A 14,870-nucleotide genomic window follows, 5' to 3' on the forward strand; every position below is an offset into this window, starting at 1 on the left:
GGATAACCGGCGCTGCGGGCAGATGTTTCGGCCTGCGGGGCCGCCGCAACTGCGTAAAACGGACGAGCGGGCCGTCGGCGGAGCAATGTACAGCTCAGCAACGCCCCCTGAAACAGTGCCCGGGACTAGCGGCGCGTGAGGCGCACCAGGAACTGCTGGTTCTCGTCCTCATCGACAAACTCCACCTCGTAGCCGGCGGCCTCGGCGTAGTCCTGCACGATGGTAGGGTCGGCAAACAGCCAGTGGAAGGTGGGGCCGGTCTGCTCCTGGTAGCTCATCTGGTACTCCACCTGTCCGTAGTACGGCGCGTTCAGGTCGAACACCAAGGCGCCGTCTTCGTCCTCGAAGAGGTAGCTGATGTCGGCCGAAGTGGCCAGAATCTGCCCGCCGGGCACCAGCAGCGGGTGCGCTAGCTGCAGAAACTGCTCCAGCCCTTCCAGCGTGCCCACCACGCCCAGGCCGTTCATGAGCATGAGCAGGGTGTCGTAGCGGACGTCATCGTGGCGGGTGCTCAGCTCGAACACGTCGTGGCAGGCCACTTCCTGCACGCCGCGCTGCTGCATCACCTGCACCGCGCCCGGCGACACGTCGACGGCCTTCACTTGGAAACCGCGGCTCTGCAGCTCCAGGGCGTGGGCGCCGGCCCCGGCCCCGAGGTCGAGCACCCGGCCACGGCACTGGTCGAGGGCGGTGCGCTCCAAAGCGGGCATTTCCCAGAGCGTGCGGAAAAAGTACTTGGCGGGCAGCGGCTCGTCCTCAGCCACGTTGCTGTGCACGGTGATGGTAGCGGCCGAGTGGCCGGCCACGTAGTCGAGCAGCGCGGCGCCGATGGGGTCGAAAGTGGAAGCCATTGGGGGTTGTCAGTTGTGGGTTGCCAGTTGTCAGGCCCCGGCCGCCGTCGTTAGTTAGGCCGACGACCCGGGGTACCTGCTCAGAAGCGGCGAATCAGTACTACGCCGATGAGCAGCAAAAGTACGCCCGCCACGCGCCCAGGCGAGAGGCGCTGCACCGGCAACCCGAACAGGCCGAAATGGTCGAAGAGCACCGACAGCACCAGCTGCCCGGCAATGAGCAGCCCGAAAGTGAGGGCCACACCCAGCCGGGGGGTGAGCACCGTGACCGAGCCCACGTAGCAGGCCCCGATAACCCCGCCCAGCCACACCGTGGGCGACTGGGTGCGCACGGCTTCGGTGATGCTGCTCAGGCGCATGCCGGCAGCCAGGGCAATGACGAGCAAGGTGAGCGTGCCCACGGCAAAGGACGCCAGGGCGGCCACCACCGGGCCGTCGGTGGCGCGGGCCAGGCGCGTATTCAGCGCGGCCTGCACGGGCAGCAGCGCGCCCATGCTGACGGCCAGCAGCATCAGGAGTAATCGATTCATGCGGGTGGGGAAACGGAAAAAGCCCGCAAAGGTAGGCACAACTCGGCGCCCGTCCGCCGAGTAATAACACATACGCACCCGTCCTGCTTTCTTATGGCCCCCGCTCCGCGCTACACCAAAGCCACCCTGCCCACCAAAATCTGCGCTACCTGCGGGCGGCCCTTTGCCTGGCGCAAGAAGTGGGCCCGCAGCTGGGACGAGGTGAAATACTGCGGCGAAAAGTGCCAGCGCAACCGGCCGAAACCCGAACCTGCACCCTGACCTTCCGGGCGTTTCTCCGCCTCCAAACATCTGTTGCACGCGCGACGCGCTGGTTAGCTTCCGCGCCCGCTGTATCCTTCCCGCGGCGCCTTCCGTTCAGTTACCGACCTTGTTTTCTCTCAACCATGGCCTCCAACCTCGATTACCTCGACCCCAACTTGCTCCCACTGGAGGAGAAAGTCACCGCCTACCTCGCCGCCGAAGAAGAGCTGCGCCAGCTGAACGTGGCCACCCGCACGTACCAGGCCGAAACCGCCCAGCCCGCGCCCGACACCGCTCCGTTTGAGCAGCGCCCGCCCACCGGCAGCTTCGACCAGACCACCGACGAGCAAACCCAGCAGCGCGACAACCTGCACACCACCCTTGATGCCCTGCGCCAGGAGGTACTGGCCCTGCTCCCCACCCGCGACGAATGGGTGAAGGTGAACCTGGGCTACGGCCCCAGCCGCGTGGGCGCTTTCCGCGACGAAAACAGCCCCGCCGACGCGCCCAACTACATCCTGCGGGTCGTACATTAACCAGCCGGAGCCCGGCGCTTCGGGCGCGGCCGACCTGGGTCGGCCGCGCTTTTTTAGTTCTGCTCCTCCCCTACTTTGCCCGCATGAAAGCGTATTTCCAGCAGTTTCAGCAGCTGGCCGCCGCCGGCCGCTACGAGGATTTGGCCCGGCGGCCCCTGCCCAAGCCGGAGCTGTTCAACTGGACCGCCGACATCTTCGAGGGCCTGCACACGACCGCGCACCCCGATAAGGAGGCGCTACGCCTGGTTGGCGACGAAGCGGAGCCGGTGGAAAGCTACCGCTACGCCGAGTTGAGCGCCCACGCCAACCGCCTGCTGGGCTACTGGCGCGCCCGCGGCGTGCAGCCCGGGCAGGCCGTGCTGCTGATGGTGCCCGTGGTGGCCGAGCTGTGGTTTACCTACCTGGCCGGCATCAAGGGCGGGCAGGTGCTCATTCCCACCGCCACCATCATGACGGTAGCCGACCTGCAGTACCGCTTCGGCCGCCTGCTGCCCGCCGTGGTCATTGCCGACGCCGACAACGCCGCCAAAATCGACCAGGCCGAAGCGGCGCTGGGCGCCCAGATTCCGCTGAAAATGCTGGTGGGCCCGGCCGAACGCCCGGGCTGGGTCCGCTTCGACGAAACCCGGCCGTACCCGGATACCGCCACCGCCGCCCCCACCCGCGCCGACGACCCGCTGTTTCTCTTCTTCACCTCGGGCACCACGGGCCTGCCCAAAGTCGTCACGCACACGCACTTCTCTTACCCCGTCGGGCACCTGAGCACGGCCGCGTGGATTGGCGTTGGGCCCGACGATTTGCACTGCAACATCTCGCAGGCGGGCTGGGCCAAGTTTGCCTGGAGCAGCTTTTTTGCTCCGCTGAGCGTGGGCGCCACGCTGCTGGTGTATCGGCAAGCCGGCAAATTCGCGGCCCCGCCCCTGCTGCGGGCCTTAGCGCGCGAGGGCGCCACCACCTTCTGCGCCCCGCCCACCGTGCTGCGCCTGCTCATTCTGGAAGACCTTACCGCCTACCAGTTCCGATTCCGCGAGTGCGTCAGCGCCGGCGAGCCGCTCAACCCCGAGGTCATCGAGGCCTGGCAGCGCGGCACCGGCCGGCTGATCCGCGACGGGTACGGGCAGACGGAAAGCACCGCCATGGTCTACAACCTGCCCGGCAGCGCGGTGCGCTTCGGCTCCATGGGCCGCTCGTCGTTTATGTACGACATCGTCATTGCCGACGACGAAGGCCGCGAGCTGCCTGCGCTGGAGGAAGGCCACATCACGGTGCGCATGACCACGGGCCGCCCCAACGGCATCTTCAAGGAATACTTCGGCGAGCCGGAACGCGCCGCCACCGTGTTCCGCCACGGCCTCTACTACACCGGCGACAAAGCCTACCGCGACGCCGACGGCTACGTCTGGTTCGTGGGCCGCGACGACGACGTCATTAAATCCTCCGACTACCGCGTGGGCCCCTTCGAAGTAGAAAGCGCGCTGATTGACCACCCGGCCGTGGTGGAAGCCGCCGTGGTCGGTTCGCCGCACCCCATCAAGGGCCACGAAATCAAGGCCTTCATCATCCTGCACCCCGACACGCCGGCTTCCGAGGCGCTGGCCACCGAGCTGTTTGCCTTTTCCCGACAGCAGTTGGCCCCCTACAAGATGCCGCGCATCCTGGAGTTTGTCGCCGAGCTACCCAAGACCATCAGCGGCAAAATTCGGCGGGTGGAACTGCGGGCGCAGGAAGAGCAGCACCGCCGCCACGGCAGTTCCGAACCGCGGCAGGAGTATTTCTATGCGTCTAGCTGAATACTGCGGGCTTTGGCAGAGCGGGTGACGCTGTCAATTTGATGTACTGACATGCTTTTTGGCAGACCGCAAACCGACGTAACTATTTGTTTATCAGTAATAAAAAAAGGGCAGCTAACAGCCGCCCTCTTTTCCACAACCAAAACACCTAAAAACTATTCTTTCGCAAATTTAGTGACAATCTTCGTGCCAGAACTATTTATGGTGACAAAATATATTCCGGCCTTCAAGTCACTAACCCCAAGAGTCGGATTATTGGCTCCGGGTTGCATCCGCACGGTCTGCGAAAGAACTTGGCGGCCTAACACATCGGTCACCTGAATAGTGCCCGGCGCGGCCACTCGGCTTTCAAAAGTTAGCTGCACCTGCTCCTGCACCGGATTGGGGAAGGCCGCAAACGACTCGGCCACCAGGGCGGCGGGCTGGGTGGCCAGCACCCGGCTCAGGTTGCGGGCCCCGCGGAATACCTGCCCGCGAATCTCCCCGCCGGGGTTGGCAGCCGTGTGGATGTTCACGTACATGCTGTCCTTGCGGAACTGCTGGGAGCGGCGCAGGTTGAAGGGCTGTGCGGCCCCGCTGGTCCAGAAACCGTTGGCTTCGAAGGGGTTGGTGGTATTATTGAAGAAGGGCGGCAGATTGAATACTACCGGCCCGGCCTGCCGGAACAACCCGGTGTGGAAGTGGGCGTTGGTGGCCGGGCCGCTCAGACCGCCCCACACCAAGGCAAAGTGTGCGTTGGTCTGGTCGCGGTCGATGGACACGAAGCCGGCACCGTAGCCGCTGCTGCTCACGGGCGTGGGCGCTTCCTGCTGGCCGTTCAGGGCGAAGGTGTAGCCCTCGCGCGCCAGGCGGTAAATCTGCCCGCGGATTTCACCGTTGGGGTTGGCGGCCGTGGTAAACACCACGTTGGCGCCGCCGCTCAGAAACAGGTTGATAGCCGCCGCGCTCAGGCCGGTCAGCGTCAGGCCGAAGCTGTTGGCCGTGCCGGCCGGAATGGCGACGTTCAGCAACCGATTGGCCGTGGTATTGGCGGTGCCTGCTTCGGTGGCAAACAGCTGAATGCTGGTGGGCGCGCCGCTCAGCCCGGTGTGCGAAATAGCTATTCGGAGCGTATCCAGCGTGGTATTTAAGCGCAACACGGCCACGCCGTGGCCGCTGGTCGTGACGGCCGGCACCATCTGCGAGCCGTCGAGGCGGGCGTCGTGGGCCAGCGAACGAGCGGTGAGTAGCACCTGGCCGCGAATTTCGCCGCCAGGGTTATTAGCCGTGTGCACGTTGAAATAAATCTGTCCGGCGGCCAAAGCCGTGAGGAAGGCCGCCGTGGGCGTGATTTCGCCCTCGATGACGTTGCCAGTGCGGAAGGATTCCGTCCCCACGATGACCGGACCGCTAACCCCGATAGCGCCCGTGTGAAAGTGGCTGTTGGTGATGGCACTGCTCAGTCCCGAAACCACCACTTTAAACTTGAGCTTGGTTTGGTCCTGGCTCAGGTTAAACGTTCCCAGGCCGGTGCCGCTGGTCGTGACGGCCGGCACTTCCTGGTCGCCGGTCAGCGCGGCGGCGTACTCCCCATCGGTTTCCACCTCAATCTGCCCCCTGATTTCGCCACCGGGGTTGGCCGCCGTGTGCACGTTGATGTAATACTCGCCGCGCAGGTACTTGCTGAGCTTGGCCCGGTCGATGTCAGTACCGGTGAGGAAGCCCTGCATGCGGTTGCCCTGCACGAACTGCAGCAGGTTGGTCACCACCGGGCCGGCCACGCCCCGGGCCCCATCGTGCACGTGGGCCTGGGTGATGGGGCCGCTCAGGCCATTGAACGCGGCAGTGAGAAAGAGCGTGTCGCGGGTGGCGTTGAGCGTGAAGCTGGCCACGCCCCGGGCCGTAGTAGTGACGGCCGGCACTTCCTGAGCGCCGCTGAGCTGGGCGCCGAGCAGCAGGTGGGGGCGCAGGTGGTCGGCGCGGGCGGCCAGGCTCAGCAGCAGCGCGGCGGCCAGCCCGAACAGTCGTCCAAGCGTAGATGGTCGGTTCATAAGGGAGGAGGTTTGGTTGAGGAGTGGGAAAAGGGTTTGGTTGTGGTAAGGCCGGGCAGCCCACTTTGCGCAGTGCCAGCCGGCCTTTATTAAGTGCTAGTCGTAAACTCGCAATCCGGCCGCGGATAGTTGCTTGGCAGCAACGTATTTTTGCCGGTTCGTTTCCCACTTTTTTCTATGGACTCTCCCAACCCCGACTTCATGCGCGAGGCCATCCGCCTCTCCGTCGAGCAGATGCAGGCCGGCCACGGCGGCCCCTTCGGCGCCGTCGTCGTCAAAGACGGCCGCATCATCGCCCGCGGCTACAACCAGGTCACCAGTACCAACGACCCGACCTGCCACGCCGAGGTCGACGCCATCCGCAAGGCCTGCCGCGAGCTGGGCACCTTCCAGCTCACCGACTGCGACCTGTACACCAGCTGCGAGCCGTGCCCCATGTGCCTCGGGGCCATCTACTGGGCCCGCCCGCGCCGCGTGTTCTACGGCAACACCAAGCAGGACGCGGCCGCCATCGGCTTCGACGACCAGTTCATCTACGACGAAATCGAGAAGCCCCTCGCCGAGCGCAGCATTCCCATGCAGCAGCTGCTGCGCGACGAAGCTCTGGAAGGGTTCGGCGCCTGGGAGCAGCAGGAAGGCAAGACGGAGTACTAATCCGATAAGGCGGTTCACCCCGCTGTCATTGCGAGGACGAAGGACGAAGCAATCTTTCCTCTCGCGGCACAGACGGACCAACTGACCGAAAACGGTACCGCCCGAAACTGATGCTACAGTTTCGGGCGGTGCCGTTTTCGGTCAGTAAGGATTGTGTCGGCGGTGCTACTGGAGGAAAGATTGCTTCGCGTTGCTCGCAATGACGGCCAGTGCTGCCGGCGCTGAATTAGCGACGCATACCCATCATCTTGGCCATCTGGGCCATGCCGCCCTTGGTTTGGCTCATCTTGTTCATGGTGCGCATCATCTTGCGCATCTCGTCGAACTGCTTCATCAGGTTGTTGACCTGCTGAATGCCCTGGCCCGAGCCGGCGGCGAGGCGCTTGCGGCGCGAACCGTTGATGATGTCCGGATTGGCGCGCTCCTGCGGGGTCATGCTCTTGATGATGGCCTCAATCGGTTTGAAGGCGTCGTCGTCGATTTCCACGTCCTTCATGGCCTTGCCCATGCCCGGAATCATGCCGACGAGGTCCTTCAGGTTGCCCATCTTCTTGATCTGGTCCAGCTGCGAGAGGAAGTCGTCGAAGTTGAACTGGTTCTTGCGGATCTTGGCGTTGATGCGCTTGGCCTCGTCCTCATCGAACTGCTGCTGGGCGCGCTCGACCAGCGAAATCACGTCGCCCATGCCCAGGATGCGCTGAGCCATGCGGTCGGGGTAGAACAGGTCCAGCGCCTCCATCTTCTCGCCCGTCGAGATGAACTTGATGGGCTTTTCGACCACGGCCCGGATGCTCAGGGCCGCGCCGCCGCGCGAGTCGCCGTCGAGCTTGGTGAGCACCACGCCGTCGAAGTTGATGCGCTCATTGAAGGTCTTGGCGGTGTTCACCGCGTCCTGGCCGGTCATGGAGTCGACCACGAACAGGGTTTCCGAGGGGTTGATGGCCCGCTTTACCTGCTCGATTTCGGCCATCATCTGCTCGTCCACGGCCAGGCGGCCGGCGGTGTCGATGATGACGACCTTCTTGTTGTTTTTGCGGGCGTACTCAATGGCGTTCTGCGAAATCTGAACCGGGTTCTTGTTCTCGACTTCGGCGTACACCTCCACCCCGATCTGCTCGCCGAGCACCTTGAGCTGGTCGATAGCGGCGGGGCGGTACACGTCGCAGGCCACCAGCAGCACGGTGCGATTCTGCTTTTTGATGAAGGCGGCCAGCTTGCCGGCGAAGGTGGTTTTGCCCGAGCCCTGCAGGCCCGAGAGCAGCACCACGGCCGGGTCGCCCTTGATCTGGATGTCCTTCTTCTCGCCGCCCATCAGCTCGGTCAGCTCGTCGTAGACGATTTTGACCATCAGCTGACCCGGCGACACGGCCGTCAGGACTTCGCGGCCCATGGCCTCGTCCTTGATCTTGTCGGTGACTTCCTTGGCCACCTTGTAGTTCACGTCGGCGTCCACCAGCGCGCGGCGGATTTCCTTGACCGTCGAGGCGACGTTGATTTCGGTGATGCTGCCCTGGCCTTTGAGGGTTTTGAAGGCGCGGTCGAGCTTGGTAGATAAATTATCAAACATGGGTCGGGAGTAGCAAAGAGCTGCTTCGGGCGAAAAAGTGCAGGCTGGGAGGCCGCGCCCCAAGCGCGGGGCCGGAGCACCAAGCACAAAAATAGCCACAAAACCATGAAAGCCGGTTCTGCGCTTTACTTTCGCCCTCCCATCACCCCAAAAACCGCCCCGCCGTGCCCGCGCCGCTTCGTTTGCTGGTCATCACCTACTACTGGCCGCCTTCGGGCGGGGCCGGGGTGCAGCGCTGCCTGAAGTGGGTGAAGCACCTGCCCGCCCTGGGCGTGGCGCCCACGGTCATCACCGTCGACCCGGCCCAAGCGGCGTATCCGGTGCTCGATTACTCGCTGGAGGCCGACGTGCCGCCGGGCGTACGGGTGCTGCGCACGGGCACGCGGGAGCCGTTCGGGGCCTACCAGAAGCTGACTAACCGGCCCATTCCGCACGGCGGCTTTGCCAACGAAGGCCGGCCCTCGATGGCGCAGCGGGTGGCGCGCTTCGTGCGCGGCAACGTGTTCTTGCCCGACCCGCGCCGGGGCTGGAACAGCTTCGTGCTGAAGCAAGTAGCGGCCCTGATGGCCGCCGGGGAGCAGTTTGACGCGGTGCTTACCTCCTCGCCGCCGCATTCCACCCAGCTCATCGGCCTGGCCCTCAAGAAGCGCTACGGCTGGCGCTGGCTGGCCGACCTACGCGACCCGTGGACCGACATCTACTACACCCAGACGCTGATGCGCACCGCCGTGGCCCGCTGGCTGGATCAGCGCTACGAGCGGCAGGTGCTGGAAGCCGCCGACGTGGTCATCACCACCAGCCCCGACACCGGCCGGCTGCTGCAGGGCAAGGGCACCGGGCTGCACTCGGATAAGTTTGCGGTGCTGCCCAACGGCTACGACGAGGCCGATTTTCAGCACCCCTCGCTCCCACCCGCTGATGCGCTGCTGCTGACCTACGTGGGCACCATTACTGGGCAGTACCACGTCGGGCCGTTTCTGGAAGAGTTAGCGGCCTGCGCCGTCCGCCACCCGCAGGTGCCGCTGCGCCTGCGCTTCGTGGGGCGCGTGGCCAAGGAAGTGGCCCAGCAGCTGACCGAAGCGGGCCTCGTGGAGCGCACCGAGCTGGTGGAATTCGTGCCGCACGACGAGGCCGTGGGCTACATGCTGCGCAGCACTGCGCTGCTGCTCGGCATTCCCGACGTGCCGCACAACCGCGGCATTCTGCCCGGCAAGGTGTTCGAGTACCTGGCCGCCAACAAGCCCGTCCTCTGCATCGGCCCGGATGGCTCCGACGCGGCCCACATCCTGGACGAAACCAGCGCCGGGCAGAATTTCGACTACGAGGACCGGGCGGCCATGCGCGCCTACCTCGACCAGCTGGTAGCCAGCTGGCAGCAGAACCCGAATCAGGACTTGCCCGCCTTCAGCAGCGCCCGCTACTCCCGCCGCGGCCTGACCGAGCGGCTGGTGGAGCTGATTCGGAAGTAGGCGACTGTAGCGCGAATTTTCCGGTCGTGTAATCTTGAACGAAGCCGTTAAACGGCAATCGAACGGACGTCAGCAACGATACGCGAACTAAACGTTCGCGCTACATCGACCGTTCGCTGCACGTTACTGCGTCAGCCGGTCCCACACCTTGCGCACGGGCTTGGGCATGGCATCCAGCAGGGCGGCCCGCAGTTGCCCCAGGGGTGAACGGCGCAACTGGCCGCCCTGCCACTGGGCCAGCTCGGCGGCCAGCTTTTCGGCCAGGGCTTTGTAAAGCGGCCGCTGGTAGTGGCGCAGGTTGTTGGTCACGTCGGCGCGGGTGCGCACCACCTCGCGCACGTCGATTACCAGCACGTTGGGGGTGCGGGCGGCGAAGTCGAGCAGGGCGGCGTTCATCTGCTGGTGGCGCTGCACGGCGCCGGGTTCGGGCGAGCCGGGCACTTCCACCTCGGCGCCGGTGAGCAGGATGAGCGGCACCGCGGCCGGTAGCTGCTGGCGCAGCCACTGCAGGTTCTCCTGGAACCGCTCGGGCGTGAGCGGGCCGGCGTAGCTGAACTGCTCGCGGAAGCGGCGCAGCCAGGCTTCGTCCATGCCGCGAAACTTGCGCTGGGCGTAGCGCCGGGCTTGGGCGGCGGGGTCGACCTGGGTCAGGTCCTGGTAGCCGCCGAAGGGAATCAGCAGGCCGGTGGCATTTTCGCGGTACAGGTCCTGGGTGTAGTCCATCAGCGGGCTGTACACCACCGCGTCGTAGCCGGGACCGGGCTGCCAGAGCCGGGGCTGAAAGGCTTCGCGGTCGAGGAAGGGCAGCGCGTCGGCCAGGCGGTGCTGCTCGGCGGCGGGCAGCGTCTGGCTCAGGCGCAGCAGCTCGGTGTGCTCGGTGTGCACCGGCACCTGCTGGTCGTTGACGTAGTTGAAGTCCTCGGTCACGTCGACCTGGTAAGTCTGCAGGTAGGGCGTGAGCTGGCCCAGGTCGCAGCCGCCCTTGAGCAGGATGCGCAGGCGGCCGTGGTCGGCGCCCGGCGGCAGGGCGGCGGCTTCGCGGCCCTGCGCGGCTTCGGCCGGGGTTTCCAGCGTAATCCAGTCGGGCTGCTCGGTCTGGTTGAGCGGAGTGGCTACGTCGCCCTGCACGTCGAGCTTCGGAAAACCCAAGTAGGCGTACGTCCATTGCTCCACGCCCAGGTGCAGGATGCGGCAGCTGAAGGTGAACTGCTCCAGCTCGTTGGTGAAGGTGTTCAGGGCGTACACGCCCACCAGGCCGTAGTCGCCGAAACGGTCGCGGACGCGCACGGTGCCCCAGCGCAGGCGCGTGGCCTCCAAGCGGGCTTCCAGCTGCTGGTATACCACCCGCTTCTTGGTGTAGTTCAGCTGGTTGGAGCGGTTAATCAGCTCATCGACGCGGTTGAAGTCGGGCCACACGGCGTCTTTGCCCTCGCGCAGCTCCACCCGCACCTGGGCGTCGCGCAGGAAGGCCAGGTTGTCGCCCTGGTAGTCGGCGCGGGCCTGCTGCTGGCGCTCCAGCAGGCGGTACTGCTCCAGGCGGGCGTAGCCGGGGTCGGGCTGGCCGAGGGCCAGCAGCGCGGGCGCGAGGCGGGGCAGGTCGGCGGGGTCGGCTACCTGCAGCCGGGGGTTGTAGTGCAGCGCTTCGGCCCGGTTGATGGGGTTGTCGTCGAGGAACAGCGCGTTGGGGGCGCGCAGCTGCATGTCTTCCAGCAGCTGTTTGATAATCGGTCCTTTGGGCTGCCAGCTCACTCGCAGGAACACGAACAGGTCGCGCACGCCCAGCTCCTGGAGCTTGGCTTCGGCCGGGGCCAGGTCGTTTTTGCTGACCACGGTGTGGATGATGCCGCGGGCCGCCGTGGCGCGCACCAGCTCCACGTGGTCGGCAACGGCTTCGATTTCGCCTTCCGAGAGCGTGCCGCGCCAGAACGTGTCGTCCAGGTCCCAGATGATGAGCTTGACGGGGTTTTCAGTTGACAGTTGGAAGTTGTCAGTGGTCAGATCGGGCGCCATCGGGAGGTTCTAGTATCGTTGCCGGTTATCAGGTGCGAGTTGCCAGGACCAACCAGGACTGACAACTCGCAACTAACAACTGACAACTGTGGTGCAAAGATTGCCTACTTTTGCGCCCTTGCCGCCGCCCACCCCGCCGGCTGGCACTGCATAATTTACATGGCCCTCGACCTCAACCATAAATCCATCCTGGTAACCGGCGGCACCGGTTCGTTCGGCAAACAGTTCGTGCAAACGGTGCTCGACCAATTTCCGCAGATCCGACGCCTCGTCGTGTTTTCGCGCGACGAGCTGAAGCAGTACGAGATGGCCCAGCACTTCCCCGTCGAGAAGTACCCGGCCATGCGCTACTTCATCGGCGACGTGCGCGACGCGGAGCGCATGAAGCGCGCCTGCGAGGGCATCGACATCATTGTGCACGCCGCGGCCCTCAAGCAGGTGCCCGCCGCCGAGTACAACCCGATGGAGTGCATCAAGACCAACATCTTCGGGGCCGAAAACGTGATTAACGCCGCCCTGGACTGCGGCGTGAAGGACGTGGTAGCCCTGAGCACCGACAAAGCCGCCGCCCCCATCAACCTGTACGGCGCCACCAAGCTCTGCTCCGACAAGCTGTTTGTGGCGGCCAACAACATGAAGGGCGCCCGCGACCTGCGCTTCTCGGTGGTGCGCTACGGCAACGTTATCGGCTCGCGCGGCTCGGTGGTGCCCTTTTTCCTGCAGCAGCGCCACAAGGGGGTATTGCCCATCACCCACCCCGACATGACGCGCTTCAACATCTCGCTGGAAGAGGGCGTCGACCTGGTGCTCTACGCGCTGGAGCACGCCTGGGGCGGTGAGATTTTCGTGCCGAAGATTGCCTCCTACAAAATCACCGAGCTGGCCACGGCCATCGGGCCCGAGTGCCAGCAGGAAATCGTGGGCATCCGGCCCGGCGAGAAGCTGCACGAGGAAATGATTACGGAAACCGACGCGCTGAGCACCGTGGAGCTGGACCGCTACTACGTCATTTTGCCCGCCACGCCGCCGTGGAGCCTCGACAAGTTTATCCAGCACTTCGGCGGGCAGCGCGTGCCGCTGGGCTTCCACTACGACTCGGCCAACAACACCGAGTGGCTGAGCGCCGAGCAGCTGCGCGAGGAAATCCGCGTGCACGTCGACCCCACGTTTCAGGCATAAGCCGCGATTCGACAATCCACGAAAAAGCCCGGCTGCGACCAACAGCCGGGCTTTTTTTCGTAGCAGCAGTTATCAGCGCACCACTTCCACCGTGCCCTTGAGGCGCTGGCCGGTGCGGGGGGAAAGCAGTTCGTAGTAGTACACCCCGGCCGGCTGCCCGTGCGCCTGCCACTCGTTGCGGTATTGAGTGGTTTGGTTCACCAGCCGCCCCCAGCGGTTGAATACGCGCAGCGTCCAGATGCCCGGCTCCAGGCCGCGCAACACGAATGTGTCGTTGAGCCCGTCGCCGTCGGGGGTGATGATGTTGGGTACGATGCAAGGTCGCACCGTTACCCGCACCGTATCGGCGGCGCGGCAACCGCCGGGCGTGCGCACCTCCACCCAGTATGTCCCCGAGGTCGTCACCGTCAGGGTGGGTGTCATGGAGCCGTCGGACCAGCGCACAGCTACGCTGTCGGGCTGCCGGGCGTCGAGCACCAAGGGCCGCTCGGCGCAGGCCTCCTGCTCTCCCGGGCCCAGGTCAACGACCGGCGCAGCCCTTACCCATACCGGGTGGTACGCCCGCAGCACCGCGCCGGCGGTATCGGCCACCGTTACCCCGACGAGGTAACGCCCGGGGCGGGTGTACAGGTGAACTGTGCGTGTGGTGCCGGCCGGTTCCACGGCCCCGTCGCCGAAGTCCCAACTCACCACGGCCGCGCCGGAAGCGACACAGCCAAACGCAGCCGGCTCACCGGTGCACACGCGAGTGGCCCCCTGCAAAGCCACGTGCCGGGGCGCTAGGAAATCGGGGGTGGGAAAGTTGGTGATGCCAAACACCACGTAGCCCGTCGGCAGCACGACGGCCCGGGTGCGGAAGCCGCAGGCCGCGCCGGGCCGGTCGGGCTCGGTGATGACATCGATGCCGGGACCGGTGCACACGGCGGTGTAGATGCGGCCGTCGGGGCCCAGCTGCAGGCCGGTATACGGTGCGCCCGTGGTGTACGGGTCGACTTTTACGCAGGCGAAGTTATTGGTCAAGTCGAGTTGATACACGCCCTGCAACAAGGATTGATAGCCGCCGGTCAGGTATAGCTTGGTGCCGTCGGGCGAAAACTCGACGCCGTATGCTGTCTGGCCCAGGCTCGGCGGCACGTAGGCATCCAGCCGCCGCGCATTGCTAACCTGCCCGGTTGCCGGGTCGAAGTCGAGCAGCTCGAAGTGCGAGCGGTAAAATGCCGCCGCCAGCTGGGTGCCGTCGGGCGACGCTTTGGCGCATCCGCTGGCTGTGAAGCCGCCCTCCTGGCGCACGGCTCCCACCTGGCTCACCACCGGCACTGTGCCCAGCCCCGCCGCCGTCAGCGGAAAGGCAAAATACGCGTTGGTATTGCCGCCGTGCACCACAATCCAGTAGTCCACCCCGTTGGCCTGCCGCACGGCCAACACCTGCTCGGCGGCGTGGTTGTTGGGTGGTAGCGGCACCCTCACCCCGCTGGGCCCGGCCATGCCGCCTAAGCCGTTGCGCAAGCTCATATCGACCACGCCGTAGCGAAACCCGGCGACGTTCGGCCCGCTGGTCCACTGCTCCACCGCCTCAACGGCAAACACGTAATACCGCGTCTGGCTACCGGGCTGCCGCACAATCAGCGACCCTTGCGTGGCGGAGCCACTGCCGCCCAAGCCGCTGAGCGGAATGAGCGTGTTGGTACGGTCCCAGATGGCTTCGCCGTTGGTGTAGAGCAGCAGGTTACCGTGCTTGTCGGCCACCGACGCGCAGCCCTCCTGAGTGTTCATCACGCTGCCGCTCACTCCTGCGGGCGGCCCACCCGGCTGCAGCCGGAACGCGCCCCGGTTGCCGAAGTACCAGTGGTAAAACTCGCGCTGAGCCAGGGCCGGCTGGACCAGGAACGTGCATAGCACCACGGCTAGGTAAAGCCTGAAGAATTGCTGCTTAATTTTCACGTGCTATAAGGCCCTATCTGCTGGTGGGCCGGTAAAACTACGGCAGCGAAAACGGTTTCCCAGCCTCCAG

General features: G+C 65.2%; 12 protein-coding genes. 6 read left to right on the forward strand and 6 right to left on the reverse strand.

Translation table 11 applies throughout. The annotated features are described in order from the left end of the window. Nucleotides 1–125 precede the first annotated feature (125 nt). Both FDY95_RS02105 and FDY95_RS02110 read right to left on the reverse strand, forming a co-directional pair. On the reverse strand, nucleotides 126–851 hold the full coding sequence (locus FDY95_RS02105; protein ID WP_138075058.1) for a class I SAM-dependent methyltransferase: 726 nt from the start codon (nucleotides 849–851) through the stop codon (nucleotides 126–128). Nucleotides 852–931: 80 nt separating this feature from the next. Further along, a complete protein-coding gene (locus tag FDY95_RS02110; protein WP_171025488.1) occupies nucleotides 932–1,381 on the reverse strand; it encodes a DMT family transporter in 450 nt (149 codons plus the stop codon). Nucleotides 1,382–1,474: 93 nt separating this feature from the next. Here FDY95_RS02110 and FDY95_RS02115 point away from each other — a divergent pair, with 93 nt between their 5' ends. From FDY95_RS02115 to FDY95_RS02125, 3 genes are all read left to right on the forward strand, one after another. Continuing rightward, nucleotides 1,475–1,642 (forward strand): DUF2256 domain-containing protein, encoded by a 168-nt coding sequence (locus FDY95_RS02115; protein ID WP_138075060.1) that lies wholly within the window; start codon nucleotides 1,475–1,477, stop codon nucleotides 1,640–1,642. A 125-nt stretch (nucleotides 1,643–1,767) separates the two neighbouring features. Next, nucleotides 1,768–2,160: a hypothetical protein gene (locus FDY95_RS02120; RefSeq protein ID WP_138075061.1), complete on the forward strand. Its 393-nt coding sequence runs from the start codon at nucleotides 1,768–1,770 to the stop codon at nucleotides 2,158–2,160. Nucleotides 2,161–2,243: 83 nt separating this feature from the next. Then, the gene (locus FDY95_RS02125) at nucleotides 2,244–3,950 is read left to right on the forward strand and encodes an acyl-CoA synthetase (protein ID WP_138075062.1); all 1,707 of its coding nucleotides are present in this window, start codon (nucleotides 2,244–2,246) and stop codon (nucleotides 3,948–3,950) included. Nucleotides 3,951–4,105: 155 nt separating this feature from the next. Here the strand turns inward: FDY95_RS02125 and FDY95_RS02130 are convergent, their stop codons facing one another. Next, the gene (locus FDY95_RS02130) at nucleotides 4,106–5,980 is read right to left on the reverse strand and encodes a CHRD domain-containing protein (protein ID WP_138075063.1); all 1,875 of its coding nucleotides are present in this window, start codon (nucleotides 5,978–5,980) and stop codon (nucleotides 4,106–4,108) included. A gap of 177 nt (nucleotides 5,981–6,157) precedes the next feature. On the opposite strand from FDY95_RS02130, the gene FDY95_RS02135 reads away from it, so the two are divergent. Then, nucleotides 6,158–6,634, forward strand: a complete 477-nt coding sequence (locus tag FDY95_RS02135; RefSeq protein WP_111477473.1) for a nucleoside deaminase — start codon at nucleotides 6,158–6,160, stop codon at nucleotides 6,632–6,634. A 226-nt stretch (nucleotides 6,635–6,860) separates the two neighbouring features. Here FDY95_RS02135 and ffh read toward each other — a convergent pair whose 3' ends face one another. Further along, nucleotides 6,861–8,201, reverse strand: coding sequence for a signal recognition particle protein (gene ffh / locus FDY95_RS02140; protein WP_138075064.1), 1,341 nt, complete (start codon nucleotides 8,199–8,201; stop codon nucleotides 6,861–6,863). A gap of 164 nt (nucleotides 8,202–8,365) precedes the next feature. Here ffh and FDY95_RS02145 point away from each other — a divergent pair, with 164 nt between their 5' ends. After that, complete coding sequence (locus FDY95_RS02145; RefSeq protein WP_246073901.1) at nucleotides 8,366–9,670, forward strand: glycosyltransferase family 4 protein; 1,305 nt, start codon at nucleotides 8,366–8,368, stop codon at nucleotides 9,668–9,670. Nucleotides 9,671–9,793: 123 nt separating this feature from the next. Here FDY95_RS02145 and FDY95_RS02150 read toward each other — a convergent pair whose 3' ends face one another. Beyond that, complete coding sequence (locus tag FDY95_RS02150) at nucleotides 9,794–11,680, reverse strand: hypothetical protein (RefSeq protein ID WP_138075065.1); 1,887 nt, start codon at nucleotides 11,678–11,680, stop codon at nucleotides 9,794–9,796. 159 nt (nucleotides 11,681–11,839) lie between these two features. Here FDY95_RS02150 and pseB point away from each other — a divergent pair, with 159 nt between their 5' ends. Beyond that, on the forward strand, nucleotides 11,840–12,859 hold the full coding sequence (gene pseB / locus FDY95_RS02155; protein WP_138075066.1) for a UDP-N-acetylglucosamine 4,6-dehydratase (inverting): 1,020 nt from the start codon (nucleotides 11,840–11,842) through the stop codon (nucleotides 12,857–12,859). A gap of 72 nt (nucleotides 12,860–12,931) precedes the next feature. Here pseB and FDY95_RS02160 read toward each other — a convergent pair whose 3' ends face one another. After that, nucleotides 12,932–14,800 (reverse strand): T9SS type B sorting domain-containing protein, encoded by a 1,869-nt coding sequence (locus FDY95_RS02160; protein WP_138075067.1) that lies wholly within the window; start codon nucleotides 14,798–14,800, stop codon nucleotides 12,932–12,934. Nucleotides 14,801–14,870: the final 70 nt, after the last annotated feature.

The organism is Hymenobacter jeollabukensis, assembly GCF_005771675.1.
GTDB classification, from domain to species: Bacteria; Bacteroidota; Bacteroidia; order Cytophagales; family Hymenobacteraceae; genus Solirubrum; species Solirubrum jeollabukense.